Genomic DNA, 25,396 nt, shown 5'->3' on the forward strand with positions numbered 1-25,396 from the left:
CCTCAGTCCTCCCAGACCCGCTCGAAACGCTGGCCGAGCCCGGTCAGCACTTCATAAGCGGAAATGCCGACCGCCTTGGCGATGAGCGAAGGCACCATGTCGAGCGCTAGCCAATCGCCTTCGCGCAAGTCTCGCCCGCGCGCTACGTCGACCGCGACCAAGTCCATCGACACCCGCCCCAGCAAGGGCAGCATCGTGCCCCCTTGGCGCGCATGGCCCTGCCCGCTCATGTTGCGCGGATAGCCGTCGGCATAGCCGATGTTGAGGATCGCGACCGGCGTGTCGCGCTCGGCCACGAAGGTCGCGCCATAGCCGATCGCCTCGCCCGCATGGAGCGTCTTCAATTGCAGGATCTGCGCTTCGGCACGCACCACCTGCTCGAACATCCACGCGCCGTCGGCCACTGGGCTGGCGCCATAAAGCGCGAGGCCCGGACGCGTCAGGTCGAAGGCATAGTCGCGCCCCAGCAGCACGCCCGCCGAATTGGCAAGACTGTAGCGCTTTGCCGCGACCTTGCCCTTGGCCTCGACAAAACGGGCCAGCTGCGCCGCATTCATCGGATGATCGGCTTCGTCGGCGCAGGCGAGATGGCTGTGCAACGTGTCGATCCGAAGCCCGTCCAGCTGCCCCAACTCCTCCATCGCCACACCCAGCCGGTTCATGCCGGTATCGACCATGAGATCGCAGGACCGGTCCGCGAAGGCCGCGCGCCAGCGTCGAACCTGGCCCATACTGTTGAGCACGGGGCGCGCCGCGATGTCCTTCGCCGCCGCCGCATCGTCCGGCCCGAAACCATGGAGCACCGCCAGCCGCGCGCCTTCGGGCAGGTCGCCCAGCGCCTCGGCCTCGCTCCACGTCGACACGAAGAAGTCGCGTGCCCCCGCCGCATGGAGCGTGTCGAGCACCTCGCGCGCGCCGAGCCCATAGCCATCGGCCTTGATCGCGGCGCCCGTCTCGACCCCGCATAGCTCGCGGAGCTGGCGCCAGTTGTCGGCAAGAGCGGCGCGCGAAAGGCGCAGGCGAAGCGGGCGGTGAACCATGATCAACCGCGCTAGCCGCCCTCGGGCGTCCCGTCGAGAGCCGCCTTCGCCGCTTCCCAATTCGCCCCATCGAACGCACGCACGTCGAGCGGCACGTCCTCGTCGAAACAGCGGGCGTTGAGGCTCCAATCCTCGGGATGGCTGCGCGGCTGGTAGAAGCTCTTCACGCCGCAGAAGCGGCAGAAGAGATGCACTGCCGCCCCGGTGTTGAATCGATAGCGCGTCAGCGCGTCATCGCCCCTCAGCAACAGGAAGTCGCCATGCGGCACGAACACGTGCAGATGTCCCGTCTTGCGGCACATCGAGCAATTGCAGTCGAGCACCTCGAGCGGCGGCTCGGGCAATTGCGCCTGCCAGCGCACCGCGCCGCAATGGCAACCGCCCTCGACCTTCATTTCCCGCTCGTCGTGTGAATATGCAATTCGCCCTCCAGCGTGCGATGGACCGGGCAGCGGTCGGCAATCTCGATCATGCGCTCGCGCTGCGCCTCGGTAAAGTCGCCTTCGAGCCGGATATGCCGGTCGATCGCCTCGATCCGCTTTGCCGCGCTGCCATCGACATCCGAGCGCGTGTCCTCGAGATGGTCGCGACTATGCTCGAGCTCGATCGACACATGTTTGAGGTCGATGCCCTTGTGGCGCGCATACATGGCGATGGTCATCGAGGTGCAACTGCCGAGCGCGCCCAAGAGCAGGTCGTAGGGCGTCGGCCCGTCGTCCTCGCCGCCATAGGAGACGGGTTCGTCGGCGAGGAAGCGATGCGACGGCGTCGACACCCATTGCGCGAACTTGCCCCCCGCCGTCTCGACCCGAACGGTACCCGTCAGCGTTTCGGGCGGTGCCTCCTCGCGTCCCGGTGCATAGCGCGCCGCCCAGGCCGCGATCACGCCTGCGGCATAGCGCGCGTCACTGTCGCGGGTCAGCAGGTGATCGGCATCATCGAGGCTGACGAAACTCTTGGGATGCTTGGCGGCCTCGAAAATGGCACGGGCATGCTCGATCCCGACCAGTTCATCGGTCGGCGAGTGCATGACGAGCAAGGGGTGGTCGAGGTGCGCCAGCCGCTCGGCCTGAAGCGCGCCGCGCGTTTCCTCGATGAAATCCTTCTTCACGCAGAAATCGCGCCCGCCGATATGGACCGTCGCCTCGCCCTCGACCTCGATCTCCTCGATCTTGTCGCCGAGATGGTGGAGGACATGGTCGGTGTCCGACGGCGCACCGATGGTGGCGACGGCGCGCACGCCCTCGATCCGCCCCGCCGCCGCGATCACCGCCGCGCCGCCGAGGCTGTGGCCGATGAGCAGGCTCGGCGGCAGACCGGCATCGCGCAGCGCACCGGCCGCCGCCTCGAGGTCCGCGACCTGCGTCGCGAAGCTCGCGAAATCGCCCTCCGACCCGCCCAACCCTGCGAAATCGAAACGCAGCACCGCAATCCCCTCCGCCGCCAGTGCGCGCGTGATCAGCGTCGCCCCACGGCTGTCCTTCCCGCAGGTGAAGCAATGGGCAAAAATGGCGACGGCGCGCGGGCTGACATAACGCGGGCGCTCCAGCCGCCCGTCGAGCCGGTGCCCGCCATGGCCGGTAAAGGCGAAGGGTTCGGTATCCTGCATGCCTCTTCCAACGAGGGGATGCGAAAAAGGGTGCCGCGACCCTCGTCACGGCACCCTCCCGGGGGAAACCCCGTGCGTTCTCCTAGCGCTTCGCGGCGAGCGCGGCTTCGACCTGCGCCAGCGCATCGGCGCGGCATTCGCGCACGCCGCGTCGACCCTGCAGGTCGATCTGATGCGCCTTGCCGCAGCTCTCCACGACGAGGCGGTGGGCGCGCTCGCGCAGCGCAGCGCGGCCGGCCGGCGAGCGCAGGTCGAGGTCGCCTGTCTCGACGGTGACGCTGATCGTGGCGGGCTTGGCCTCCACGGTGGGCGCGATCAGCAGGCTGGAGGTGGCGATGGCAGTGGCGGCGATCATCAGGCGGTGGAACATGGTCTTTCTCCCTCTTGGCAGGACCCGGCGGGATCCGATGGGGAGTTTATTTACAGGAGCAATTCCTCGGTCGGCAGCAACCAGTTCGCCTCCCTATTCTGCATTTTTGCAGAATGAGCTACAGTGCTGCCGATGTACGACTGGGATGACCTTCGTTACTTCCTCGCCGTCGCCGAGGAAGGCAGCACCTTGAAAGCCGCCGCGCGGCTCGGTGCCAACCAGACCACGGTGGCGCGGCGCATCGCCGCGCTCGAAAGCGCCCTCGGCCACCAATTGTTCGAGCGGCGCAAGGCGGGCTATCGGTTGACGCAGACGGGGGCGCGCTTCCTCGACCTCGCCCGACCCGTGCGCGAGGCGGCAAACGCGCTTGCCGCCGAGGCCGATGCCAGCAGCCGCTCGCTGTCGGGCACCGTGCGACTGTCGACCAACGAGCTGTATTCCGAAGCCATGCTCACCCCGCTGCTTATCGCCTACAAGAAGGCGCACCCCGAGGTCCGCATCGATCTCGACCACAGCCACGAGGCGCGCGATCTCGGCGCCGGCGAGGCCGATATCGCGCTGCGTGTGGCCGAGGGGATGAAGGGCGATGCCCTGGTCGCCCGCCGGATCGGCGAGGATCGCTGGACCTTTTATTGCAGCACCGCCTACGCCGCCGCCAACGGCAAGCCGAAACGCTTCCGCGACATCGCCGACCATCCCGTCGTGGGCGGCGGCGGCCCGGGGATCTGGGACGTCTACGGCCGCTGGCTGGAGCTGCACGCGCCAGGGCTGGAGCCCGTCATGACCTATGACAGTTCGACCGGCCTTCTCGCCGCCGTGCGCTCGGGCGCGGGGCTTGCCGCCCTTCCCTGCATGGCCGTCGATGACGACCCGCAGCTGGTGCGCTGTTTCTCCTCGAGCGGCAGCGTGTCGCGCAGCGTCTGGCTGGTCACGCACGAGCGCGTGCGCCACGCCCCGCATGTGCGCAGCGTGATGGACTTCCTCGGCGAGCGGCTGACCGAGCGCGCAAAGGCACTCGGCCTCGCCTGAGGCGCTATTCGACCGTCACCGACTTGGCGAGGTTGCGCGGCTGGTCGACGTCGGTGCCCTTGGCGACCGCGACATGATAGGCGAGCAGCTGCACCGGGATCGCATAGACGATCGGCTGGATCAGCGGATGGACCTCGGGCATCTCGATGGTGGCGATGCAGCCCTCGCCCGCTTCCTCCAGCCCCCTGGCGTCGGAAATGAAGATGATCTGGCCGCCGCGCGCACGCACCTCCTGCATGTTGGAGATCGTTTTCTCGAACAGGGGGCCCGAGGGCGCGAGCACGATCACCGGCACCTTTTCGTCGATCAGCGCGATGGGGCCGTGCTTCATCTCGCCGGCGGCATAGCCCTCGGCATGGATGTAGCTGATTTCCTTCAGCTTCAATGCCCCCTCGAGCGCGAGCGGATAATCGGGACCGCGCCCGAGATAGAGCACGTCGCGCGCCGGGCTGACGAGATGCGCCATCGAGGCGATATCCTCGTCATGTTCCAAAGCCAGTCGCATCGCCTCGGGCGCCTCCGACAGATGCTCGACGATCTCGGCTTCTTCCTTGGCATCGATCTGGCCATTCACCCGGGCAAGCCGCGCGGCGAAGGCGGCGAGGACGGCGAGCTGGCAGGTGAAGGCCTTGGTCGAGGCAACCCCGATCTCGGGGCCCGCATGGGTCGGCAGGATGAGGTCGGCCTCGCGCGCCATGGTCGAGGTCGGGACGTTGATCACTGCGGCGATGATCTGCCCCTCGTCCTTGGCGTGCCGGAGCGCGGCCAGCGTATCGGCGGTCTCGCCAGACTGGCTGACGAACAGCGACAATTCGCCCTTCTTCAGGATCGGGTCGCGATAGCGAAACTCGCTGGCGACATCGATGTCGACCGGGATGCGGGCGAAATGCTCGATCCAATATTTTGCGACCATGCCGGCATAGAAGCTGGTGCCGCAGGCGACGATGGTGATGCGGTTGATCGTCGATAGTTCGAGACTGTTGTCGGGCAGCGCCACCTCGCCGTCATAGGGGCGGACATAGCTCTGCAGCGTCTGCGCCACCACGATCGGCTGCTCGAAGATTTCCTTCTGCATGAAGTGGCGATAATTGCCCTTCTCGACGCTGGATGCGGTCGCACCCGAAATGACGACCTCGCGCTCCACGGGCTCGTTGTCGGCGTCGTAGATTTGGACATGGTCACGCGTCAGCACGGCCCAGTCGCCATCGTCGAGATAGGCGATCTTCTGGGTCCAGGGCGCCAGCGCGATGGCGTCGGAGCCGAGATAATTCTCGCCTTCGCCATAGCCCAGCGTCAACGGGCTCCCGCGCCGCGCGCCGATCACGATGTCGGGATGGTCGCGGAACAGGAAGCCCATGGCGAAGGCGCCATGCAGGCGGGTGAGGATCGCGCCAACCGCTTCCTGCGGGCTCTTGCCGCGCTTCAATTCGCGCGCGACCAGATGGGCGACGACCTCGCTGTCGGTGTCGCTTTCCATCACATAGCCATCGGCGACGAGCTCCTCGCGCAGCGGCTTGAAATTCTCGATGATGCCATTGTGGATGATCGCCACGTCGCCCGCGATATGCGGATGCGCGTTCTTCTCGATGGGCGCGCCATGGGTGGCCCAGCGGGTATGCGCGATGCCGATCGTCCCCTCGAGCGGCTTGTCGGCGAGCACCTCGGCGAGATTGCCGAGCTTGCCCTCTGCGCGGCGGCGCTGGAAATCGCCATCCTTGAGCGTGCAGATGCCGGCGGAATCATAGCCGCGATATTCGAGCCGCTTCAATCCGTCATACAGGCGGTCGGCCACCTCTTCCTTGCCGATGATGGCGACGATCCCGCACATTAATATTTGTCCTTTTCATTGCCGAGCGCGGCCGCGACCTGTCGCTTGCCCACGCCCTCTTTCTTCTTCGCCGCCGCCTTGTCGCGGAAGCTCTTGGCGGCGCCGTCGAGCTGCTTTTGCGCCCCGCGCGCGATGGCGATGGCGTCGGCCTCGATGTCCTTGGTCACGACGCTGCCCGCGCCGACGATCGCGCGTTCGCCGATGACGACGGGCGCGACCAGCGCGCTGTTCGAACCGATGAAGGCATCGGCGCCGACGATGGTCGGCCATTTGTTGAAGCCGTCGTAATTGCAGGTGATCGTGCCAGCCCCCAGATTGGCGCGCGCCCCGATATTGGCATCGCCGACATAGGTCAGGTGATTGGCCTTGGCGCCCGCGCCCAGCACGGCATTCTTCACCTCGACGAAATTGCCTACCTTGGCGCCGGCTTCGAGACGCGCGCCGGGACGCAGGCGGGCATAGGGGCCGACCTCGCAGCCTTCGCCCACGTCGCAGCCCTCGAGATGCGAATGGGCGCGAATGGTGGCGCCTTCGGCAACGCTCACGCCGGGGCCGAAGGTGACGAAGGGCTCGACCGTGACGTCGGGCCCGAGCTCGGTATCCCAGCTGAAAAAGACGGTGTCGGGGGCGCGCAGCGTGACGCCGGCGTCCATCGCCTCCTCGCGCTTATACGCCTGCCATTGCGCCTCGGCCTGGGCCATTTCGCTGCGGCTGTTGATCCCCGTGACCTCGCGTTCTTCGGCGGTGACGACCACCGGGCGACGACCTTCGCGCTTGGCGATATTGACGATGTCGGGGAGATAGTATTCGCCCGCCGCATTGTCGTTGGTGACCTTGCCCAGCCAATCGAACAGATGCGCGCCCTCGACCGCCATCATGCCCGAATTGCACATCCGGCACTGCCGCTCCTCGGGGCTCGCATCCTTATGCTCGACCATCTTGTCGATGCTGTCGTTGCCCAAGGTGATGATGCGCCCATAGGCCTTGGGGTCGGCGGGCTCGAAGCCCAGCACGACCACGCCCGGCCGGTCATCTGCCCCCAGCCGTTCGACCATCATGCGCATCGTCTCAGGCCGCACCATCGGCACGTCGCCGAACAGGAGGATGACGGGCCCCTCATGCCCCTCCAGCGCGCCCTGCGCCTGCTGCACCGCATGACCGGTGCCGAGCTGCTCGCGCTGTTCGGCAAAGGCGATGTCGCGATCCGCCAGCGCTGTTTCGAGCTGTTCCTTCCACTGGCCGACCACGACCACCGTCCGGCTCGCCGCCAGTTCGGCACAGCTCGACAGCAGATGCTCGATCATCGGGCGTCCGGCGATCGGGTGCAGCACCTTGTGCAGGCGCGACTTCATCCGGGTGCCCTTGCCCGCGGCAAGGACGATGATGGCGGGGGTCTGTTGCATATCGGGGTCCACTGGCACGAGACGGTCGGAAATTCCAGACGATGCGATGCGCCGCCGCTACTTTTTCGTGCTGCCCTTGGGGGTCGTTTTCGTCCCCGCCTTGGTCGCGGCCTTCTTCCTGGGAGCAGCCTTTTTCGGCGCTGCCTTCTTGGCGGCCGCAGCCTTTGTCGACGACGCGCGCTTGGTCGCCGGTTTTTTCGCCGCTGCCTTCTTCTTCGGAGCCGATTTGGCGGTCGCGCCCTTCTTCACCGGAGCGGCAGGCTTGGCCTTGGGCGCCTCGGTCGGCTGGTGCGGATCGACATGATGATCCTCCCATTCGCCCGACAGCATGCGCTGCGCGGCATCGGCAAGTCCCTCGACGATCATCGCGCCCATGCGGGTCGCGGTGGTCATCGTCTCGGTCGCCGCCTTGTTGGCGCGGTCGGCCGCCTCGAGCGTGGCTTCCTGGATTTTCTTTCGTGCCTTGGGACTGGCCGCGATCGCCGCCGCCGCCGCCGCGAGCCCTGCCGCGATCACCTCGGGGCTCATCGCCACCTTGGCGAACTTGTCGGCCCGTTCCTTGCCGCTCTTGCGCTTGTTTTCAGCCATTTCGTCCCTCCATGCTCTTCCTTCAGAAGAGACGGTTGGGGACGCGGAACGTTCCTACAGCTTGTCGACCTTGGCCTTCAATGCCGCCAGTTCGGCGCGAAGCTTCTCGACCTCGCCGGCCTCCGCATCGCCCTTGGCGGGTGCCGCGCCCGGGGTAAAGGCAGAGGCTGCCGACTGGAACATCTCCATGTTGCGCTGGGCCATCTGCGTCAGCATCGTCGGATCGAACGCCCCGCCCATGGCCTTTTGCTGTTCGCGAAAAGCCTGCATCGCGGCATCGAGATAATTGGGCACCGCGCCCTGCATCGCGCCGCCATACATGCTGATCAATTCGCGCAGGAAGGACACCGGCAGCATCCCGCCGCCGTCGGCCTCTTCCTCGACGATGATCTGGGTCAGCACCTGATGAGTGATATCCTCGCCCGACTTGGCGTCGACCACCTCGACCTCGCGCCCTTCGCGGATCATCTGCGACAGGTCATCGAGCGTGATATAGCTCGATCGGTCGGTGTCGTAGAGACGGCGGTTGGCATATTTCTTGATGACGACCTTGGACATGATCGCTCCTGACGCTGATTGCTGTTCGAGGCGCTCATAGCACCCTGCGATGCGGCGCTGCAACAAAAGTGCGGCGGGTGCAGCAAAGCGCACAAATACTCCGCCCCATGTAACCGATCGCCCTGCTGCCGCGAACTGGAGGTCAGCGGGGCATGAGCTTCCGCGCAACATCGGAGCATCATCACATGACCAACCTGAAAACCACCGCCGCCGCCACCGCACTGCTCGCCCTCGCCGCCTGTTCGAGCGAGGGTCAGGCCCCCGCCTCCCCCGACAGCGGTGCCAGCACATTGGAAGGCGCCGAGCTCACCGACGCCAGCGCCGAGAAGGTCAAATGCTATGGCGTCGCGCTGGCCGGCAAGAACGACTGCGCCGCCGGCCCCGGCACCAGCTGCGCGGGGACCTCGACCGTCGATTACCAGGGCAATGCCTGGAAATATGTCGATGGCGGCGAGGAGGCCTGCACCGATCTCGGCGGTACGCTGACCGAGCAGGACAACGACGAGCCGGGCCTGCCCGCCTAGAGGCACGGCTCATGGTGCCCCGCCCGCCCGCATGCCCGATCCCTCCGGGTGCCGAGCGGGAGGGGCACCGCCCTTTCCTTCCTCAGGGACACGCATCATGACCCAGCCCTCTCTCCCGACCAGCGGCGGCATCGGACTGAAGCCCGAGCATTTCGAGGCCTTCCTCGACGCCCGCGCCAAGGGCACCGGCCCGACATGGGTCGAGGTGCACCCGCAAAATTACATGATGGCGGGCGGGCCGATGCATCGCTGGCTTGAGGCCGTGCGCGACGCGGCCCCCGTCAGCTTTCATTCGGTCGGCCTGTCGATTGGCGATCCCGACGGCTGCGACCGCGACGAATTGGGCCGCCTCGCCCGCCTCGCCGAGCGCTACGAACCGGCCATGATCTCCGACCACCTCAGCTGGTCGAGCCTCGGCGGCGAAGCGCTACCCGATCTCCTGCCGCTCCCCATGACCGACGAGAGCCTCGCCCATTTCGTCCGCGAAGTGGACCGCATCCAGACCCGTCTCAAACGCCCGATCCTGATCGAGAACCCCAGCCGCATGATCGCCTTCGCGCAGGACAGCTATGACGAAGCCGACTTCCTCGCCGAACTGTCGCGCCGCTCGGGATGCGGGCTGCTCGTCGACGTCAACAACATCCTCGTCGCGCGCACCAATGTCGGGCTCGATCCCATCGCCTATCTCGATGCGCTCCCGCTCCACGCCATCGCCGAGGTCCATGTCGCGGGACATATGGTCGAAGAGCATGAGGGCGGCGCGTTCCTCGCGATCGACGATCACGGCAGCCCCGTCAGCGAGGAATGCTGGGCGCTCCTCGACGCGCTGCTCGCCCGCACCGGCCCGCGCCCGGTGTTGGTTGAGCGCGACAATGACGTGCCGCCCTTCGCCGAATTGGCCGCCGAAGCCGCGCGCGCCACCCGCGCCATCCAAGGGGCGCTGCGCCATGCAGCCTGATGCGCACATCGCCCTTGCCGACACGCTCGCCCACGGGCCCGCGCGTCTGCCCGCCGATCTCCTCGCCGGACCGCGCGCCGCCCAACTGCGGGGTCTCAAGGCCTATGCCAATACGATCAGCCATGCGCGCCACGTCGCGCTCGAGGATAGCTACCCCCGCCTTCGCGACGCCATGGGGCACGGCGCCTTCCACGACGCCGCGCGCGCGTTCTTCCTTGCCCGCGAACCGCGCCGCCGCCCCCTGCGCCTGATCGGCGCGGGGTTCGCCGAAACGCTTACCGCACCAGCACAGCGCGACCTCGCCCGCGCCGAATGGCTCTGGCTCGAGGCGCATGGTGCGCCCGATGCCCCCGCCGTCGGACTCGCGACCATCGCCGGTCTCACGCCCGAGGCGCTTCTCGCCGCGCGCGTCGCCGCGCATCCGGCGCTGCGCTCCCTCGCGCTCGAGGACCCCGCGTCCTTCGCCTGGGACGGGGTGGAACCGGGCGCCACCCACCTCCTCGTCACCCGCCCTGAGGCGCGCCGCGCGATGAACGCCATCACGCCTGAAACCTTCGCCCTTGCCTGCGATCTGAACCGCCCTGCCACCATGACGGCGCTGCTCGAGCGCGACCCCGCCGCCACCACCGCGCTCGTCGCCGCCGGCGCGCTCACCCCTGTCCCGGAGCTCCTCTAATGCCCCTGTTCGACCGCTTCCGCCGCCTCGCCGAGCGCCCCCTCGTCTCCGACCTTGTCCTGCTCGCCGCCCGCCTCGGCCTCGCTGCCATCTTCTGGCAGTCGGGCCGCACCAAGGTCGAGGAGGGCAGCCTGTTCACGATCAGCGACACCACCTATTTCCTCTTCGCCAACGACTATGCCGGCGTGCCTTTTCTCCCGCCCGCCATCGCCGCATTACTGGCGACCGCCGCCGAGCATCTCTTCCCCATCCTCCTCGCGCTGGGTCTGACCACCCGTCTCGCCGCCGCCGGGCTGCTCGGCATGACGCTGGTCATCCAGCTGTTCGTCTATCCGCAGGCCTTCTTCGTCCCGCACCTTGGCTGGATCGCGCTGAGTCTTGTTCTCCTCACGCAGGGACCGGGACGCCTCAGCACTGATTTCCTGCTAGGTAGACGGGCATGAGCCGTCTTGGCGATCACGACCTGCGCACCCTGATGCGCGCCGCACAGGCCGGCGACCGCGCCGCCTATCGCAGTGCGCTCGCGGCGCTCGCCGACTGGTTGCGCGGCTATTTCGCCCACCGCATCGCGCCCGGACAGGTCGACGATCTCGTCCAGGAAGTGCTCATCGCGGTCCATGCCAAGCGTGCCACCTACGACCCCGACCTGCCCATCTATCCCTGGGTCGCGGCCATCGCCCGCTACCGCTGGATCGACGCCTTGAGAAAGATGGCACGCACGCCCGAGACCGCGCTCGATATCGAGCCGCCCGTCGACAGCGAGGAAGAACCCGTGCTCGCCCGCCTCAGTCTCGATCAGTTGCTGGGCCAATTGCCAACGGCCCAAGGCCAGGCGATCACCCTGACCAAGGTCGAAGGACGCTCGGTCGCCGAAACCGCCACCATCACCGGGCAGAGCGAAAGCGCGGTGAAAGTGAATGTCCATCGCGGCCTCAAGAAACTGGCCGCGCTCGTCGAAAGCCAACCCCTATGAACACCGATTATCTCATCGACCAGCTCAGCGCCGACGCCGCGCCCGTGCGCCCGCTGTCACTGCCCCTCGTCCGCCTCGCGCTTGTCGCCACCGCCTTGGGGACCATCCTCCTCACGCTCGCGTTCTGGGGACCGCGCCCGCAACTCCTCACCGGCACTGCCGATGCCGTCACCCTTCTCCTTGCCGCGCTCCTCGGCCTGCTCGCCATCGCCGCGGGTCTCGCCGCGACGCGGCTCGCCCGCCCTGCCGTGGGCGGCGTCCCCGGAGGCGGGCTGTGGCTGTTCGGCGCGATCCTGCTCTTTCCTGCCATCGCTCTCGTGCAGCAGCTGCTCGGTCATGACGAGGGCGCCCAGTCGTTCCTCGGCATCTATTGCCTCGCCTCCGGCCTCGGCATGAGCCTGTTCACCGCCGCCTTCCTGACCCTCCACCTGCGCCGCGGTGCCCCCGTGCTGCCCGAGCGCGCTGGCCTCCTCGCAGGCATCGCCTCGGGCGCGGTCGGCGCGCTCGCCATTACCTTGGAATGCGGCGGCTCGACCTTCGCGCATCTCGCCCTTTGGCATGTCGCGATCGTTGCGGCCTGGGCGCTGGTCGGGCGGACGCTGCTGGCGCGGCTGATCCGCTGGTAGCAGCCCGACCTGCAACTACTTCCGCGCCGCTTAAGACTTGCCAGTCACGCGGCGCAAAGCTAAGCGCTGGACCTTACCGGGACCCAAGGCACCCATAGCTCAGCTGGATAGAGCGCTGCCCTCCGAAGGCAGAGGCCAGAGGTTCGAATCCTCTTGGGTGCGCCACCGGTCCCGAGCGTTCAGCCACCCTGTGCGCGCCGCGTCGGATGCCTCAACGCCCCAGACGCAATTGTGACAGAATCGGGTCAGCGTGAGCCCGAGGACTGTACAAAATTCGCCTTAAAACGGTTTGATGACGCATTTGTTCCGGGAAAATGCGTGACAATATTGCCGCTCTCCAACTTTTTTTGCGCTGCGACACACGCGGTGAACAGCGCGTTAAATATCCGAAAAGCCTTGGTTTTCCCTCAGTTTTTTAGGCGTCCGAAACCGTCGCCGAGCAAGCCTCCCGACCGCTTCGGGCAATCTCGCCTCATTCTTGTAACAATTGGCGGGTTAAGGGCGCGCAGCACTTCACTTCGTCGAGTGTTTTTTCGCAATTCAACTGCTCATCCTTCAGGGAAACCAACGCAATGAAAAAGATGCTTCTTTGCAGCAGCGCCCTCGTGGCCGTTGCTCTCCCGGGTGTCGCCAGCGCGCAGTCGACCGGCTCGGTCGACTTCGACGATGACGCGATCGTCATCACCGGCACCGCCGAAACCGACGTCGGTGGCGTCGAGATCCCCGACACTCCCAAGGCCAAGCAGGTCCTCGACGAGGAAATCATCCGTCGTCAGCGCCCCGGTCAGTCGGTCAACGACATCGTCAATCTCGTCCCGGGCGTCAGCTTCCAGAACAACGACCCCTGGGGTTCGTCGGGCGGCGGCTTCACCATCCGCGGCTTCACCTCGGATCGCATCTCGCAGACGCTCGACGGCATCCCGCTGAACGATTCGGGTAACTACGCGCTCTACACCAACCAGCAGGTCGACAGCGAAGTCCTCGAAGAGGTCAACGTCAACCTCGGCGTCACCGACGTCGACAGCCCGACCGCCTCGGCCGTCGGTGGCACCATCAACATCCGCACCCGTCGTCCGGCCAAGGACATGGGCTTCACCGGCACCGTCAGCTACGGCAACGTCATCGCCGACGGTTCGAACATGGAGCGTCACTACAACCGCGTGTTCGGCATGGTCGACACCGGCGACATCACCGGCAATGGCCTCACCGCCTTCGTGTCGGGTAGCTACACCTATTATCGTGTTCCGTGGAACGACTATGGCAAGGTGCGCAAGCAGCAGTACAACGCCCGCCTGTTCCAGGAACTGGGCAATGGCGACTTCATCTCGCTGACCGGTCACTACAACCAGAACCGCAACAACTTCGGTGGTTCGGTGCGCTTCAGCGCGCTCCAGAATGCGCTCGAGGCCGGCAACAAGGAATTCCGCTTCACCGCCGACGACGTCGATGGTGACTGCACGATCGCGCCGCCGACCCCCGGCGTCGCCGACTTCTACAGCGACAGCTCGTCCTCGGGCGATTGCGGCTCGGAATTCTCGCGTCGTTACAACCCGTCGAACACCGGCAACATCCGCGGTTCGGCGCTGTTCAACCTGACCGACAAGCTGGTTCTGACGCTCGACCCGAGCTTCCAGTACGTCAAGGCCAACGGTGGCGGCCCCGAAGGTCTCATCGAAGCGCCCTGCTACGTGCGTGACGACGGTCGCTTCCCGTTCTGCTCGACCAGCGACAACGGCAACCAGGCCATCACTGGCGTCATCGGCGGTCGCTACTATCTCGGTCGCGACCTCAATGGCGACGGCGATATCCTCGACACCGTTGCGGGCAACGATCCCAGCCAGACGCGCACCTATCGCTACGCGCTGATCTCGGGCCTCGCCTATGATATCAACGACGATCACCGCATCCGTTTCGCCTACACGTTCGATTTCTCGGACCACCGTCAGACCGGCCAGGTTGCGCTGATGGACCAGTTCGGCGAACCGCTCGACGTGTTCCCGGTGAACATTGCGCTCGAAACCGTCGATGGGTTCGAACTCAACAAGCGTAACCGTCAGTCCTATGCGATCCTCAACCAGTTCTCGACCGAATATCGCGGTCGTTACCTGAATGATGATCTCACGCTGGTCGCCGGTCTTCGCCTGCCGTTCTTCACGCGTGAACTCGACAACCGCTGCTACTCGACCACGGGTGACGCGGGCGACGCCTTCGTCGACTGCGTCGGCTATGACGCTGGTCAGGACGTGAGCGACTTCATCGACGCGCGTCCGTACGAAATCGACCCAGTGACGGGCGAAGTGTCGGGCATCGCCCCGCCGCAGGAGCGCACGCTCGAGTATAACGAGCTGCTTCCCAACGTCGGCTTCACCTATGCCTTTGGCGACGCGTCGGTCTTCGGCAACTATGCCCGCGGCCTCTCGGTCCCGAGCACCGACACGCTCTATGCGGCGCTGTACTATCCGGAAGGCGACGTTCGCGCCGAACCGGCTCCGGAAACCACCGACAGCTTCGACGGCGGTCTTCGTTTCCAGAACCGCAACGTGCAGGCTCAGATCGCTGGCTACTACACCAAGTACAACAACCGCCTCGCGGTCAGCTACGATCCGGAACTCGACGAGTCGATCACGCGCAACCTCGGCCCGGTCAACAAGTATGGCTTCGATGCGTCGGTGGCCTACAGCGTGACCCCCGACACCCTGCTTTACGTCTTTGGCGGCGTGAACGAGTCGGAAATCACCGAGAACGTGCTCGAGGGTCGCACCTGCGATGCCGACGATGTCACCGATCCGATCTACTTCTGTGACGGTGGTGACGGCGGCGTTCGTTACTTCGCGACCGAAGGCAAGCGTGAAGCCGGTGCCCCGCTGTGGATGATCGGCGGTCGTGTTCAGCAGCGCTTCGGTGCGGTGGAACTCGGTGCGCAGGCCAAGTACACTGGCAAGCGCTTCGCCAATGACGTGAACACCATCGAAGTCGACCCCTATGCGGTCGTCGATCTCGACGCGCGTATCGACCTTGGCTACCTCGGCGACACGCTGGGTGACGCTGCGCTGCAGCTGAACGTCACCAACCTGTTCGACGAAGGCTATCTCGGTTACGTGAGCCCGTCGTTCGACAGCGATCCGTTCTTCATCCAGATCGGTGCGCCGCGTGCGTTCTCGGCCTCGCTGCTCTTCGGCTTCTAAGCCCTAGACAGCATCCGAAAAGAGGAAGGGCGGTGCCGCAAGGCGCCGCCCTTTTTCTATGCTCCCCACCTCAATTGCGCTCCGTCATCCCAGCGAAGGCTGGGATCCATGTCCTTTGGAATTTGGCGAGGCGGCGTTGAACGGGCTCCAGCCTACGCTGGGGGCACTGTTGATACAGGCGACAGAAAGGGCGCCCTGCCGATTGGCGGGGCGCCCTTCTCATTTCAATCTGCCAGAGCTGGCTCAGGCCGTCGGCCAACCCTCGAGGATCTCGACGAAGCGCGACAGCCACGCATTGGTCTGATGCCCATCGACGACGCGATGGTCGATCGTCAGCGTCACATAGGCCATCGGGCGGATGACCATGACGTCCTGCCCGTCGAGTTCGCGCACCACGACGCGCTTTTCCAGCTTGCCGATGCCGAGGATCGCCGCCTGCCCCTGGTGCAGGATGATCGGGCTGGCGAGCAGGCTGCCCGACACGCCATGATTGGAGATGGTGAAGCTGCCGCCCGACACATCTTTCCGATCGAGCTTGCCGTCGCGCGCGCGGCTCGTGAGGTCGCCGAGCTGACGCCCGATCTCCTCGAGGCTCGCGGGCCCGCAATCACGCACCACCGGCACGACGAGTCCTTTGTCGCCAAGCGCCGTGCCGACGCCGATATCAATGCTGTCCGAGATCGCGATGCGATCCTCTTCCCAACGACCGTTGATCGCGGGGGCGACCGCCATCGCTTCGGCGGCGGCCTTCACGATGTAAGCGGTGTAGCTGAGCTTGACGCCCCTCGCCTTCATTGCCGCCTTGTGCGCGGCAATGGCCGAAAAATCGGCTTCGAACAGCGCGGTGACATGGGGCGCGTCGGTGACGGCCCGAACCATATTTTCCGCGATGGTGCGGCGCATCCGGTCGTGCGGGATGTCGGCGCTGTCGAAATGCTCCACGACGCGCGGCTGCGCCGTCTTGGGCGCGCCGACATGGGAGACGGTCGCCGAGGCCACTGCCTTGTCGACATCCTCCAGCGTCACGCGCCCGTCGCGGCCCGTGCCGGTGATGTGCGCGGGGTCGATATCATGCTGCAGCACCGCACGCTTGACCGCAGGCGACAGCCGCGTTTCGCGCAGCACCTCGGCCTTGGCCGTCGCCTTGGGCGCGGGGGCTTCGGCCTTGGGCGTCACTTCGACCTTCGGCTGGACGGCCGTCTCGCTTGCCTCGCCCGCCGGATCGATCCGCGCCAGCAGCGCGCCGGGCTCGGCCTCGGCATCGCTGTCGAGGAGTATTTCGACCAGCACGCCGCTGGTGGGCGCGGGCACTTCCTGCGTCACCTTGTCGGTCTCGAGCTCGACCAGCGGATCATTTTCCTCGACCCGCTCGCCGATCGCCTTCAGCCAGCCGCGCACGACCGCCTTGGTGCCTTCCTGCTCCTCGGGAACCAGCACGTCGATCATGACGACATCCCCCCGTCGTCATTCCAGCGAAGGCTGGGATCCATGTCTTGGAAGGCTAGGCGTAGCGGCATGGCATGGGCCCCAGCCTGCGCTGGGGCGACGGCGGTGTTCATCGTCTAGAACTCCAGCATCTCGGTGATCTTGGCGCGAATGTCCTCGACGGAGGGCACGGCGGCCTCGAGCAATTTGGGGTGATGGGGCGAGGGAATGTCGGGCATGGTCACCCGCTCCACCGGCGCGTCGAGGTCGAGGAAGGCCTCGTCGGCGACCACTGCGGCGATCTCCGCCCCGAAACCGCCCGTGCGCAAATCCTCGTGGACGATCAGGCAGCGGTGGGTCTTGGCGATGCTCTCCAGCACCATCTCCTTATCCCACGGCTGCAGTGTGCGCAGGTCGATGACGTCGGCGCTCACATCCTTTGCCGCTTCCTCGCAGCGCGGCACCATGGCGCCCCAGCTGACGATAGTGATTTGATCGCCCTCGCGCGTTTTCTTCGCCTTGCCAAAAGGCAGCACATAGCCGTCGCCGGGATAGGGCCGCCGCGCCCAGCTTTCATCGAGCATCGCGCGATGTTCGAAGAAGATGGTGGGGTCGTTGGACCTGAGCGCCATACGCAACAGGCCCACCGCATCCTCGGCGTTCGACGGCACCGCGACCTTCCAGCCCGGATTGTGCACGAACTGCACCTCGTTGGTCTGGCTGTGCCACGGGTCACCGCATTTGAAGAAACCGCCCGGGATGCGCAGCACCATGGGCGCGGCAAAGCGGTTGTGGGTGCGCCAGCGAATGGTGCCGCAATCGTTGATCTGCTCGGTCGCGGGCTCGGCATATTTGCGGAACTGGATCTCGGGCACGGGCAGCAGCCCCGCCATCGCCATCCCGATCGCGCGTCCGACGATGCCTTCCTCGTTCAGCGACGTATCGAAGACGCGCTCCTTGCCGAACTTGTCCTGCAGCCCGAGCGTCACCGCATGGACACCGCCCTTGGGGCCGACATCCTCGCCGAAGACGCTCATCTTCGGGTTCTGTTCGAGTTCGAGGTCGAGCACCCGCCGAATAGCGGTCACCATGTTGATGCGCTGCCCCTCGGGGCGCGGATCCTCATGCGTGTCATCGAGGCTCAGCCCCGCCTGCCCGCCGACCTTGGCATGTTCGCCTTCATAGAAGACGCCCTTGGTCACGAGCGAAGGATCGGACACAGCGCGCGCTTCGGCTTCCTGCCGTGCGGCATCCACTTCTTGCGCGACCGAAGCCTCGATCATGTCCCAGTCGAGATTGTTGGCGAGCTTCTTCAGCTTGGGCAGCGGGTCGCGCGCCCATTCGGCGGCCTTTTCCTCTTCCGACTTGTAGGCCTGCGTGTCCTGTGCGCTATGCCCCTCGAGCCGCGGTACGGTGAGGCGGCACAGCACCGGTCCCTTGCGGTTCCGAACATGCGACACTGCCTCGCCGATCTGCTTGGCCGCGGCTTCCGGATCGGTCCCGTCACCGTCGAAGATGGTGAGGTTCTTGAAGCTGGCGAGGTTGGCCGCGATGTTGCGCCCCGGCGTCTGGTAATCGCTCGTCACCGAGATGCCGTAGCCATTGTCCTCGATGAAGAAGAGAAGCGGCAAATTCTGCGTCGTCGCAATCGTCAGCGCCGACCAGAAGCCGCCGGTCGCGCAGCTCGCATCACCGCCGAGCACGACCGCGATCGCGCCATCGTCCTTCTCGCCCAGCACGCGGGCCTTGTAGGTGATCGCCTGCGCCCAGCCGGCCGCGGGCGTATATTGCGCCCCCACCCCGCCGCACATCGGCAGCGCGTGGGCCCCGCCCGGATTGGGATAGTTGAACACGACGCCGATATCGCGCCCGTCCGAATAGCCGCCCTCGCGACCCATGTTGGAGCCCAGCGCATCGGCCAATGCGACCCCCAGCGCCAGCAGCATCGGCCGCGAGCGATAATAGCCGCAGGCCGCATCGCCATCGCGCAAATGCAGGCCGAGCATGACCTGCGCCATGTCATGACCACGTGCGGAGAATTGGTAGAGCACCTTCCTCGCCGGAACGAGCTCTTCTTCCTCCAGCCGATCCATCTCGCGGCTCGTCAGGACGAGGCGCGCGACATCCTCCCACGCAAAGGCGGGTTCGTCGGTCTTCGTCTCGGGGTCGGCGAGGCTAGCCATCGATCACCGCCTTCACGCTGTTACAGAAATAGGCGACCTGGTCATCGCCCATGCCGCAGATGTTGAAGCGGCCCGAGCCGGCGACATAGATGGCGAATTCCTCGCGCAGCCGGACGACCTGTGCGGGGCTGACGGGCAGCATCGAGAACATGCCCTTCTGGCGCCCGATATATTCGAGCCGCGGGTCGCAGGCGGCGATCTTTTCGCGAAGGCTGTTGATGCGATCGCGCATGCTGTCGAGCTCGGCGCGCCATTCCTCGCGCAGGGCCTCGTCCTCGAGCACCATGCGCACCACGGCGGCACCATGATCGGGCGGCATCGACCAGAGTTCGCGCGCCAGCTGCATGATCCAGTCGAGCGCCAGCTTGGTGGCGTCGGCATCGCGGCCCTTCACGAACAGCGTGCCGACACGGTCGCGATACATGCCGAAATTCTTGTCGCAGCTTTGCGCGACGATCGCCTCGTCGACCGCTTCCACCACACTGCGCGCGCCCGCTGCATCCTCCTCGAGCCCGTCGCCCAGCCCTTGATAGGCAATATCGACGAAGGGGATGAGCCCGCGCGCCGCGACGATGCTGCGCACCTTGGCCCACTGCCCCGCATCCAAGTCCGCGCCCGTCGGATTGTGGCAGCAGCCATGGAGCAGCACGACATCGCCCTCTTCGGCGCGTTCCAGCGCGGCAACCATCTCGTCGAACTGGATGCTGGTCGATGCCTTGTCGTAATAGGGATAGGTCTCGATGGTTAGCCCAGCGCCCTTGATGAGCGGCTCGTGATTGGGCCAGGTCGGGGTCCCCACCCACACCTTGGCCCCAGGCCGCGCCGCCTTCACCAGCGCGAAACCGAGCGCCAGCGCGCCGCATCCGCCCGGCGTCTGCAGGCCGACCAGCCGGTCGTCGCCCCAGGCCTTGCCGAAAAGGAGCTTGCCGATCTCCTCGGCATAGCCCGCATCGCCGCGCATCCCGAGATAGGATTTGCTGTCCTGGGCATCGTGCAAGCGCTGCTCGGCCTTGCGGACCGCGCTCATCACGGGGGTCTTGCCGTCCGAGGTCTTGTAGACCCCGACACCCGCATCGATCTTTTGCGGGCGATCATCGGCGCGCGCCATCACCATCAGCTGGAGAAGCGCATCGGGCTGGATGGGCGAAAGCCCAGAAAACAATCCTGACATGGCGCCGGTCCTAGCGCCCAATCGGCCTTTCCGTAAAGGCGTCAGGCGTCATAATCGACGCGCACATCGTCGCCCACCGGCACCGACTGGCAGGTCAGCACGTAACCTGCCTCGATTTCCTCGTCGGTGAGGCCATAGCGAGCGCCCTGCTCGACCTTGCCCTTGGTGACCTTCGCCCGGCAGGTCGCGCACACGCCCGCCTTGCAGGCATAAGGCGCGGGCAGCCCCGCCTCGCGCGCGGAATCGAGGATATTCTCGCCGTTGAACTCGACCTTGCGATTGCGCCCGTCGAGATTGACCCAGAAGGTGTGGCCCGCCGCCTCGGCCTTGGCGGCCATGACCTTCTCGGCGTCCGCCGCCGAAGGAGTTGAGGCGGTGAAGCGCTCTATATGCACCCGCTCCTTATCGACGCCATGATCGAGGAGCGAGGCTTCGGCGGCATCCATCATCGGCCCCGGGCCGCAGATGAAGAAGGCATCGACGGCCTTGGGATCGTCGAGCAGATCCTCGATCACCGCATCGCAGGTCGCGCGATCGAGCATGCCGTTGAACAGGTCGACATCGCCTTCCTCGTCGGAGAGGAAATGGAAGGGCTGGAAGCGCGACAGGTAACGGTCCTTGAGGTCCGAAATCCCGTCGAGAAAGATGACGCTGGCGCTGTCGCGATTGCCATAGAACAGCGTGAAGCGCGCCTTCGGTTCGACCGACAAGGCGGTACGAATGAGGCTCATCACCGGGGTGATGCCCGACCCGCCCGCGAAACCGACATAATGGCGCGGCGGCGCGTCGGCGTCGAAGGGATAGGTGAACGACCCGTGCGGCGGCATCACCTCCATCGTATCGCCGGCCTTCAGATGATCGCCGACCCAGTTGGAAAAACGCCCACCCGCGATCCGCTTCACCGTCACCTTGAGCTGATTCTCGTGCGGCGCGACGCAGAGCGAATAATTGCGCCGCACTTCCTCGCCGTCGATCTGCGCTTTCAGCGTCAGATGCTGTCCCGCCTTGAAGGCGAACAGCGGCTTGTGTTCGTCGGGCACGTCAAAACGAACGCTGTTCGCATCCTCGGTCTCGCGCACGATTTCCGCGACGCGAAGCGCGATGAAATGATCTGAACTCATGCTGTTACCACTTGGCGTCGGGATAGGTGCGCGGGAGATATTGCATCACCGCAAGCAAATGCCCGAGATGCTCCGAATGATGACCGCGCCGGCCGCCAAGGATGGGGCGCTGCTCGTCCGGCGCCGCCAGCGTCGCTTCCTCTAGCGTCACTGCAATCGCCGCGCGATACTCCTCCTCGAAGCTGCGCGGGTCGACCGCGATGCCGCGCTCCACGAGGCCTTCCAGCTCCTCGGTCACCTCGAACAGTTCGGGGATGAAGCGCCAGCACCAGTCGAGCCCCTCGGCCATCCGGCGTTTGCTCTCCTCGGTCCCATCGCCCAGCCGCACGATCCAGTCGGCCGACAATTCGCGGTGATAGGCGACTTCCTTGACGCTCTTGGCGGCGATGCCCGCGATCGCTTCATCGCTCGACCCGGCCAGCCGCTCGAGCAGCATATGCTGCCAGGTGGAGAAGAGAAACTGCCGCGCCATCGTCTGCGCGAAATCGCCATTGGGCTGCTCGACCAGCAAGCAGTTGCGAAAATCGAGCACGTCGCGGTGGAATGCCAGCGCATCGGCATCCTTCGCTTCGCCATGCTCCGCCGCCAGCCCGAGCCAGTTGGTCGCCTGCCCGATCAGGTCGAGCCCCACGTTGGCAAGGCTCAAGTCCACCTCGAGCGCAGGCGCATGGCCGCACCATTCGCTGAGGCGCTGGCCGAGGATCAGCGCATCGTCGCCAAGCGCCGTCACATAAGCGGTAGTGGCCTCGTCATGCGCGCCGGCGGTCGGCGCGTCGAACTGGCCCTCGGGCGCGCCCGCATCCTTGGCGGCGGCCTTGGCTTCATCCTTTTCGGAGATGGTCGGCAGGCTCGGCATTAGATGTGCTTCACCTCTTCGGGAATTTCATAGAAGGTCGGGTGCCGATAGATCTTGTCCTCGGCGGGCGCGAAGGTCGGCCCCGACTGGTCGGGATCGCTGGCGACGATGTCCGAGGATTTCACCACCCACAGCGACACGCCCTCCATCCGCCGCGTATAGGTATCGCGCGCATGGTTCAGCGCCATCTCCTTGTCGGGCGCATGGACGCTGCCGACATGACGGTGGCTGAGCCCCCCCTTGGCACGGACGAACACTTCCCAAAGCGGCCAATCGGACATGATCTCTCCCTGTATCGTCATTGCGAGCGTAGCGAAGCAATCCAGTCACGCCGCTGTGGATTGCCGCGTCGCTACGCTCCTCGCAATGACGATGTCAAACGATCAGGCGACCTTCTTCGCCGCCTTCTTCGCCTCATGCGCATCGGCGGCCTCGCGCACCCAGGCGCCATTCTCCCACGCCTCACGGCGCGCCTTCATGCGCTCCTTGGCGACCGGCCCCTCGCCGCGCACGACGGCATAGAATTCTTCCCAGTCGATGTCGCCGAAATCGTAGCCGCCCTTGTCTTCGTTCCACGCGAGATCGGGATCGGGAACGGTCAGACCCGCATATTCAGCCTGCGGCACGGTGATATCGACGAACTTCTGCCGGAGCTCGTCATTGGTCTCGCGCTTGATGCGCCAGCGCATCGAGCGCTCGGTGTTGGGCGACTGATCGTCAGGCGGGCCGAACATCATCAGGCTCGGCCACCACCAGCGGTTGATCGCATCCTGCGCCATCCGCTTCTGCTCCTCGGTGCCGTTCGACAGCGCCAGCATCGCTTCATAACCCTGCCGCTGATGGAAACTTTCCTCCTTGCACACACGCACCATGGCGCGGGCATAGGGACCATAGCTCGCCCGCTGGAGCGGCACCTGGTTCATGATCGCCGCGCCATCGACCAGCCAGCCGATCGCCGCGATGTCCGCCCAGGTGAGCGTGGGATAATTGAAGATGGTGCTATATTTCGCCTTGCCCGAATGCAGCGCCTCGACCATTTCCTCGCGGCTCGTGCCCAGCGTCTCGGCAGCGCAATAGAGGTAGAGGCCGTGCCCGCCCTCGTCCTGCACCTTGGCGAGCAGGATGGCCTTGCGGCGAAGGCTCGGCGCGCGGGTGATCCAATTGCCCTCGGGCAGCATCCCGACGATTTCCGAATGCGCATGCTGCGAAATCTGGCGGACCAAGGTCTTCCTGTACGCCTCGGGCATCCAATCCTTGGGCTCGATGAACTCGTCGGCCGCCACGCGCGCCTCGAAGGCGTCGATCAGCTCCTGCGGCTCGGCCTCGCCGATCGCGGTGACATTCTTCTTCTGCTTGTCGAGTTCGGTCGTATACATACCCCTGAGTTAGGCCGTTTGCCGGGCTTTTTCAATCTGGGCATATGGCCGTGCGTGGCGTGAGGGGGATGAGCTGCATGAACGAGGCATTTGACGGGCCGCTGCTGCAATGGGGCAATGGCGCGATCCTGTGCGAGGGCCATGTCCGCGTCTCGGGCGACGGCCCCGAACTGGCTGCGCTCGGCACGCTGCCTACCGGACCCGTCTGGATCAGCGACTATTCGCACGATGCCACGCGGATGCACCTCGCCATCGCCAGCCACGAAGGGCCCGACGCCTACGGCTTCGTCCACCAGCTGAAGCGCCTCTTTTCCTTGAGCCTCCCACGCCAGCTCGGCGGCCTGCGTGACCTGCCATTGCTCATTGGCAGCCCTTCCAAGCGCCTTGAATATGATGTCGCCAAGGGCCGCGAGGACGAGCTTCATCTGATGACCAGCGTCGACATGCCCGCGCATCTCGGCGCTTGGGGCGACCGCTTCCGCTGCAAGCTCGCCGGCGCGCCCGGCGGGACGAGACTCCTACTCGATGCAACCCTCCACCCGCGCAAGGGCGGCCCCCAGCCGCTCCCCGAGGAAATCCGCGTCGAGGTCGATATCCTCATCCCCCCGCCCTACGGCCAGCACCAGACCCGCTACGACAGCGAGGCGCGCTTCGACGACCCGCAGGCCCTGGACTGGCGCGCCCGCCGCTTCGCCAGCGCAGGGCCCGGCCATGTCGACTGGGGCCAGGGCGAGGGCCGCGGCCCCTTCGTCGCCTTTCACGAAAACAACGACCCACCATCGAGCGAGCCGCGCCTTCTGCTGCGCCCCGCCAGCGAGATGGTGCGCAGTTCGAGCGGCCATTATCGCGCCGTGACCGCCACCGACGGCCCCGAACTACTCCTTCCCATCAATTGGCGCCGCATCGCCGAACTACTTTACGAAAAACCTTCCGCCCGCGTTGCCATGGCGGGCGACGGCATCGGCCATCTCGACGGCCAGTCGGGGCGGAGCGTCTATGAGTGCGGCGGCTACATGCGCCAGCCGATCGAGGAAGTGCTGATCGACCTCGACTGGGACGGCACCTGGCTGCGCATCGCCGCCGAGGGCACGCTTCAACAGGTCGAACGCAAGCTCGGCCCCCGCTTCACCGCCGCGCTCGACGTGCACGCCAACTGGCTGTCCGCCCACGCCCGCCTTCCCGCCGCCAAACCGACAGGAGCCGCCCGATGATGCGTGAATGCCCCAAATGCCAGTCGATGCAGATCGAGGAAGGCTGGGTCCCCGACAACGGCTATGGCGCAATCCACGCCCCCGCCTTTCACCCCGGGACGCCCGACAAGCGTTGGTGGGGTTTGAAGCACGCCAAGAAGGCGCTGATCCCCATCATCACCTACCGCTGCACCCGTTGCGGCTATCTCGAAAGCTATGCGAAGTGAAAGACTTTCTCGGTTTTTGCTGGTTGGGTGCGCTCCTCTTTCTGGCGGGGTGCGACAGGGGTGACGAAGGCTGTTTCAGAGTCCCCGTCGAGGAGGGAGGGCCTTCCCTGCCAACCGAAGCCCGATGCTTCGACGACCAACCGAGCGAGCGGATCGACGGCTATTTGAACTACCAGTTCGAAGCCGTGAGCTTCCATTCGGAGATGCCGCTACATGACGACATCTATTCCGACCTTGATGAAATGACTTGGGTTTACATCCCGGACGACGCTTCGGACCAGCTAGGCGGCGAGGCCATCTACAAGGTCAGCTTCGTCGGCAAGCGCGCCCGGGAGGCCGGCTTATACGGCCACATGGGCATGTTCGGCAGCGCCGTCAGTGTCGAACGCTTCGAAACGGTCGAGCGCATCCGCGACGTCTACCCGTGGTATTGACAGCCTTTGCGGTTGATTTGGGCGCTGCCTACGGAAAGAAGGATCA

General features: G+C 65.6%; 26 protein-coding genes and 1 tRNA gene. 12 read left to right on the forward strand and 15 right to left on the reverse strand.

The genetic code is table 11. The features are described 5' to 3' along the window. Nucleotides 1-2 precede the first annotated feature (2 nt). The 4 genes from alr to NUW51_RS05645 form a co-directional block, all read right to left on the reverse strand. Nucleotides 3-1,040 carry an alanine racemase gene (gene alr, locus NUW51_RS05630; protein ID WP_265563554.1) on the reverse strand — a complete coding sequence of 346 codons (1,038 nt, stop codon included), beginning with the start codon at nt 1,038-1,040 and terminating at the stop codon, nt 3-5. An 11-nt stretch (nt 1,041-1,051) separates the two neighbouring features. Continuing rightward, nucleotides 1,052-1,435, reverse strand: a complete 384-nt coding sequence (locus NUW51_RS05635) for a GFA family protein (RefSeq protein ID WP_265563556.1) — start codon at nt 1,433-1,435, stop codon at nt 1,052-1,054. Beyond that, nucleotides 1,432-2,649: a bifunctional alpha/beta hydrolase/OsmC family protein gene (locus NUW51_RS05640; protein WP_265563558.1), complete on the reverse strand. Its 1,218-nt coding sequence runs from the start codon at nt 2,647-2,649 to the stop codon at nt 1,432-1,434. The genes NUW51_RS05635 and NUW51_RS05640 overlap by 4 nt, the downstream gene beginning before the upstream one ends. An 82-nt stretch (nt 2,650-2,731) precedes the next feature. Beyond that, nucleotides 2,732-3,019, reverse strand: coding sequence for a UrcA family protein (locus NUW51_RS05645; protein WP_265563561.1), 288 nt, complete (start codon nt 3,017-3,019; stop codon nt 2,732-2,734). 132 nt (nt 3,020-3,151) lie between these two features. Here NUW51_RS05645 and NUW51_RS05650 point away from each other — a divergent pair, with 132 nt between their 5' ends. Further along, on the forward strand, nt 3,152-4,048 hold the full coding sequence (locus NUW51_RS05650) for a LysR family transcriptional regulator (protein WP_265563562.1): 897 nt from the start codon (nt 3,152-3,154) through the stop codon (nt 4,046-4,048). 4 nt (nt 4,049-4,052) lie between these two features. Here the strand turns inward: NUW51_RS05650 and glmS are convergent, their stop codons facing one another. The 4 genes from glmS to phaR are packed head-to-tail and all read right to left on the reverse strand — an operon-like array spanning nt 4,053 to nt 8,425. Beyond that, nucleotides 4,053-5,876, reverse strand: a complete 1,824-nt coding sequence (gene glmS / locus NUW51_RS05655; RefSeq protein ID WP_265563564.1) for a glutamine--fructose-6-phosphate transaminase (isomerizing) — start codon at nt 5,874-5,876, stop codon at nt 4,053-4,055. Next, nucleotides 5,876-7,279 carry a bifunctional UDP-N-acetylglucosamine diphosphorylase/glucosamine-1-phosphate N-acetyltransferase GlmU gene (glmU, locus tag NUW51_RS05660; protein WP_265563566.1) on the reverse strand — a complete coding sequence of 468 codons (1,404 nt, stop codon included), beginning with the start codon at nt 7,277-7,279 and terminating at the stop codon, nt 5,876-5,878. The genes glmS and glmU overlap by 1 nt, the downstream gene beginning before the upstream one ends. Nucleotides 7,280-7,336: 57 nt before the next feature. Beyond that, nucleotides 7,337-7,867 (reverse strand): hypothetical protein, encoded by a 531-nt coding sequence (locus tag NUW51_RS05665; RefSeq protein WP_265563568.1) that lies wholly within the window; start codon nt 7,865-7,867, stop codon nt 7,337-7,339. Between the two features lie 54 nt (nt 7,868-7,921). Then, a complete protein-coding gene (gene phaR / locus NUW51_RS05670; protein WP_265563570.1) occupies nt 7,922-8,425 on the reverse strand; it encodes a polyhydroxyalkanoate synthesis repressor PhaR in 504 nt (167 codons plus the stop codon). 185 nt (nt 8,426-8,610) lie between these two features. Between phaR and NUW51_RS05675 the strand changes: the two genes are divergently transcribed. From NUW51_RS05675 to NUW51_RS05710, 8 genes are all read left to right on the forward strand, one after another. Continuing rightward, nucleotides 8,611-8,949, forward strand: a complete 339-nt coding sequence (locus NUW51_RS05675) for a BufA1 family periplasmic bufferin-type metallophore (RefSeq protein WP_265563572.1) — start codon at nt 8,611-8,613, stop codon at nt 8,947-8,949. Between the two features lie 97 nt (nt 8,950-9,046). Next, nucleotides 9,047-9,907: an MNIO family bufferin maturase gene (bufB, locus tag NUW51_RS05680; protein WP_265563575.1), complete on the forward strand. Its 861-nt coding sequence runs from the start codon at nt 9,047-9,049 to the stop codon at nt 9,905-9,907. Continuing rightward, the gene (locus NUW51_RS05685) at nt 9,897-10,583 is read left to right on the forward strand and encodes an HvfC/BufC family peptide modification chaperone (protein ID WP_265563577.1); all 687 of its coding nucleotides are present in this window, start codon (nt 9,897-9,899) and stop codon (nt 10,581-10,583) included. The genes bufB and NUW51_RS05685 overlap by 11 nt, the downstream gene beginning before the upstream one ends. Further along, nucleotides 10,583-11,026, forward strand: a complete 444-nt coding sequence (locus tag NUW51_RS05690) for a DoxX family protein (RefSeq protein WP_265563579.1) — start codon at nt 10,583-10,585, stop codon at nt 11,024-11,026. Before NUW51_RS05685 ends, NUW51_RS05690 begins: the two co-directional genes overlap by 1 nt. Then, complete coding sequence (locus NUW51_RS05695; RefSeq protein ID WP_265563581.1) at nt 11,023-11,556, forward strand: sigma-70 family RNA polymerase sigma factor; 534 nt, start codon at nt 11,023-11,025, stop codon at nt 11,554-11,556. The genes NUW51_RS05690 and NUW51_RS05695 overlap by 4 nt, the downstream gene beginning before the upstream one ends. Beyond that, nucleotides 11,553-12,182, forward strand: coding sequence for an NrsF family protein (locus NUW51_RS05700; RefSeq protein WP_265563583.1), 630 nt, complete (start codon nt 11,553-11,555; stop codon nt 12,180-12,182). Before NUW51_RS05695 ends, NUW51_RS05700 begins: the two co-directional genes overlap by 4 nt. 88 nt (nt 12,183-12,270) lie before the next feature. Further along, nucleotides 12,271-12,347, forward strand: a tRNA-Arg gene (locus NUW51_RS05705). Nucleotides 12,348-12,787: 440 nt separating this feature from the next. Further along, nucleotides 12,788-15,367 carry a TonB-dependent receptor gene (locus NUW51_RS05710; RefSeq protein WP_322597078.1) on the forward strand — a complete coding sequence of 860 codons (2,580 nt, stop codon included), beginning with the start codon at nt 12,788-12,790 and terminating at the stop codon, nt 15,365-15,367. 243 nt (nt 15,368-15,610) lie between these two features. Here NUW51_RS05710 and NUW51_RS05715 read toward each other — a convergent pair whose 3' ends face one another. The 7 genes from NUW51_RS05715 to paaA form a co-directional block, all read right to left on the reverse strand. Next, nucleotides 15,611-16,813: a dihydrolipoamide acetyltransferase family protein gene (locus tag NUW51_RS05715; protein ID WP_265563587.1), complete on the reverse strand. Its 1,203-nt coding sequence runs from the start codon at nt 16,811-16,813 to the stop codon at nt 15,611-15,613. Between the two features lie 116 nt (nt 16,814-16,929). Then, nucleotides 16,930-18,975: an alpha-ketoacid dehydrogenase subunit alpha/beta gene (locus NUW51_RS05720; protein WP_265563589.1), complete on the reverse strand. Its 2,046-nt coding sequence runs from the start codon at nt 18,973-18,975 to the stop codon at nt 16,930-16,932. Further along, the gene (locus tag NUW51_RS05725) at nt 18,968-20,146 is read right to left on the reverse strand and encodes an amino acid aminotransferase (protein WP_265563591.1); all 1,179 of its coding nucleotides are present in this window, start codon (nt 20,144-20,146) and stop codon (nt 18,968-18,970) included. The genes NUW51_RS05720 and NUW51_RS05725 overlap by 8 nt, the downstream gene beginning before the upstream one ends. A gap of 41 nt (nt 20,147-20,187) precedes the next feature. Next, a complete protein-coding gene (locus NUW51_RS05730; RefSeq protein ID WP_265563594.1) occupies nt 20,188-21,267 on the reverse strand; it encodes a ferredoxin--NADP reductase in 1,080 nt (359 codons plus the stop codon). Between the two features lie 4 nt (nt 21,268-21,271). Then, nucleotides 21,272-22,123 (reverse strand): 1,2-phenylacetyl-CoA epoxidase subunit PaaC, encoded by an 852-nt coding sequence (gene paaC / locus NUW51_RS05735; protein WP_265563596.1) that lies wholly within the window; start codon nt 22,121-22,123, stop codon nt 21,272-21,274. Next, nucleotides 22,123-22,404, reverse strand: a complete 282-nt coding sequence (paaB, locus tag NUW51_RS05740; protein ID WP_265563598.1) for a 1,2-phenylacetyl-CoA epoxidase subunit PaaB — start codon at nt 22,402-22,404, stop codon at nt 22,123-22,125. The genes paaC and paaB overlap by 1 nt, the downstream gene beginning before the upstream one ends. A gap of 102 nt (nt 22,405-22,506) precedes the next feature. Further along, entirely contained in the window at nt 22,507-23,499 is a 993-nt protein-coding gene (paaA, locus tag NUW51_RS05745; RefSeq protein WP_265563599.1) for a 1,2-phenylacetyl-CoA epoxidase subunit PaaA, read from the reverse strand. Nucleotides 23,500-23,576: 77 nt separating this feature from the next. Here paaA and NUW51_RS05750 point away from each other — a divergent pair, with 77 nt between their 5' ends. Genes NUW51_RS05750 through NUW51_RS05760 form a run of 3 tightly spaced genes read left to right on the forward strand, consistent with a single transcriptional unit; the run spans nt 23,577 to nt 25,350 of the window. Next, on the forward strand, nt 23,577-24,710 hold the full coding sequence (locus tag NUW51_RS05750; protein ID WP_265563601.1) for a hypothetical protein: 1,134 nt from the start codon (nt 23,577-23,579) through the stop codon (nt 24,708-24,710). Then, complete coding sequence (locus tag NUW51_RS05755) at nt 24,707-24,916, forward strand: hypothetical protein (RefSeq protein WP_265563603.1); 210 nt, start codon at nt 24,707-24,709, stop codon at nt 24,914-24,916. Before NUW51_RS05750 ends, NUW51_RS05755 begins: the two co-directional genes overlap by 4 nt. Continuing rightward, entirely contained in the window at nt 24,913-25,350 is a 438-nt protein-coding gene (locus tag NUW51_RS05760; RefSeq protein ID WP_265563605.1) for a hypothetical protein, read from the forward strand. The genes NUW51_RS05755 and NUW51_RS05760 overlap by 4 nt, the downstream gene beginning before the upstream one ends. The last annotated feature ends 46 nt before the right edge of the window (nt 25,351-25,396 follow it).

Source organism: Sphingomicrobium arenosum, from assembly GCF_026157085.1.
In the GTDB taxonomy this organism is placed as follows: domain Bacteria; phylum Pseudomonadota; class Alphaproteobacteria; order Sphingomonadales; family Sphingomonadaceae; genus Sphingomicrobium; species Sphingomicrobium arenosum.

Excerpts from the sequence above, each read along its gene's own strand:
- alr (WP_265563554.1), bottom strand. The coding sequence starts at position 1,040 with ATGGTTCACCGCCCGCTTCGCCTGCGCCTTTCGCGCGCCGCTCTTGCC.
- NUW51_RS05635 (WP_265563556.1), bottom strand. The coding sequence starts at position 1,435 with ATGAAGGTCGAGGGCGGTTGCCATTGCGGCGCGGTGCGCTGGCAGGCG.
- NUW51_RS05640 (WP_265563558.1), bottom strand. The coding sequence starts at position 2,649 with ATGCAGGATACCGAACCCTTCGCCTTTACCGGCCATGGCGGGCACCGG.
- NUW51_RS05645 (WP_265563561.1), bottom strand. The coding sequence starts at position 3,019 with ATGTTCCACCGCCTGATGATCGCCGCCACTGCCATCGCCACCTCCAGC.
- NUW51_RS05650 (WP_265563562.1), top strand. The coding sequence starts at position 3,152 with ATGTACGACTGGGATGACCTTCGTTACTTCCTCGCCGTCGCCGAGGAA.
- glmS (WP_265563564.1), bottom strand. The coding sequence starts at position 5,876 with ATGTGCGGGATCGTCGCCATCATCGGCAAGGAAGAGGTGGCCGACCGC.
- glmU (WP_265563566.1), bottom strand. The coding sequence starts at position 7,279 with ATGCAACAGACCCCCGCCATCATCGTCCTTGCCGCGGGCAAGGGCACC.
- NUW51_RS05665 (WP_265563568.1), bottom strand. The coding sequence starts at position 7,867 with ATGGCTGAAAACAAGCGCAAGAGCGGCAAGGAACGGGCCGACAAGTTC.
- phaR (WP_265563570.1), bottom strand. The coding sequence starts at position 8,425 with ATGTCCAAGGTCGTCATCAAGAAATATGCCAACCGCCGTCTCTACGAC.
- NUW51_RS05675 (WP_265563572.1), top strand. The coding sequence starts at position 8,611 with ATGACCAACCTGAAAACCACCGCCGCCGCCACCGCACTGCTCGCCCTC.
- bufB (WP_265563575.1), top strand. The coding sequence starts at position 9,047 with ATGACCCAGCCCTCTCTCCCGACCAGCGGCGGCATCGGACTGAAGCCC.
- NUW51_RS05685 (WP_265563577.1), top strand. The coding sequence starts at position 9,897 with ATGCAGCCTGATGCGCACATCGCCCTTGCCGACACGCTCGCCCACGGG.
- NUW51_RS05690 (WP_265563579.1), top strand. The coding sequence starts at position 10,583 with ATGCCCCTGTTCGACCGCTTCCGCCGCCTCGCCGAGCGCCCCCTCGTC.
- NUW51_RS05695 (WP_265563581.1), top strand. The coding sequence starts at position 11,023 with ATGAGCCGTCTTGGCGATCACGACCTGCGCACCCTGATGCGCGCCGCA.
- NUW51_RS05700 (WP_265563583.1), top strand. The coding sequence starts at position 11,553 with ATGAACACCGATTATCTCATCGACCAGCTCAGCGCCGACGCCGCGCCC.
- NUW51_RS05715 (WP_265563587.1), bottom strand. The coding sequence starts at position 16,813 with ATGATCGACGTGCTGGTTCCCGAGGAGCAGGAAGGCACCAAGGCGGTC.
- NUW51_RS05720 (WP_265563589.1), bottom strand. The coding sequence starts at position 18,975 with ATGGCTAGCCTCGCCGACCCCGAGACGAAGACCGACGAACCCGCCTTT.
- NUW51_RS05725 (WP_265563591.1), bottom strand. The coding sequence starts at position 20,146 with ATGTCAGGATTGTTTTCTGGGCTTTCGCCCATCCAGCCCGATGCGCTT.
- NUW51_RS05730 (WP_265563594.1), bottom strand. The coding sequence starts at position 21,267 with ATGAGTTCAGATCATTTCATCGCGCTTCGCGTCGCGGAAATCGTGCGC.
- paaC (WP_265563596.1), bottom strand. The coding sequence starts at position 22,123 with ATGCCGAGCCTGCCGACCATCTCCGAAAAGGATGAAGCCAAGGCCGCC.
- paaB (WP_265563598.1), bottom strand. The coding sequence starts at position 22,404 with ATGTCCGATTGGCCGCTTTGGGAAGTGTTCGTCCGTGCCAAGGGGGGG.
- paaA (WP_265563599.1), bottom strand. The coding sequence starts at position 23,499 with ATGTATACGACCGAACTCGACAAGCAGAAGAAGAATGTCACCGCGATC.
- NUW51_RS05750 (WP_265563601.1), top strand. The coding sequence starts at position 23,577 with ATGAACGAGGCATTTGACGGGCCGCTGCTGCAATGGGGCAATGGCGCG.
- NUW51_RS05755 (WP_265563603.1), top strand. The coding sequence starts at position 24,707 with ATGATGCGTGAATGCCCCAAATGCCAGTCGATGCAGATCGAGGAAGGC.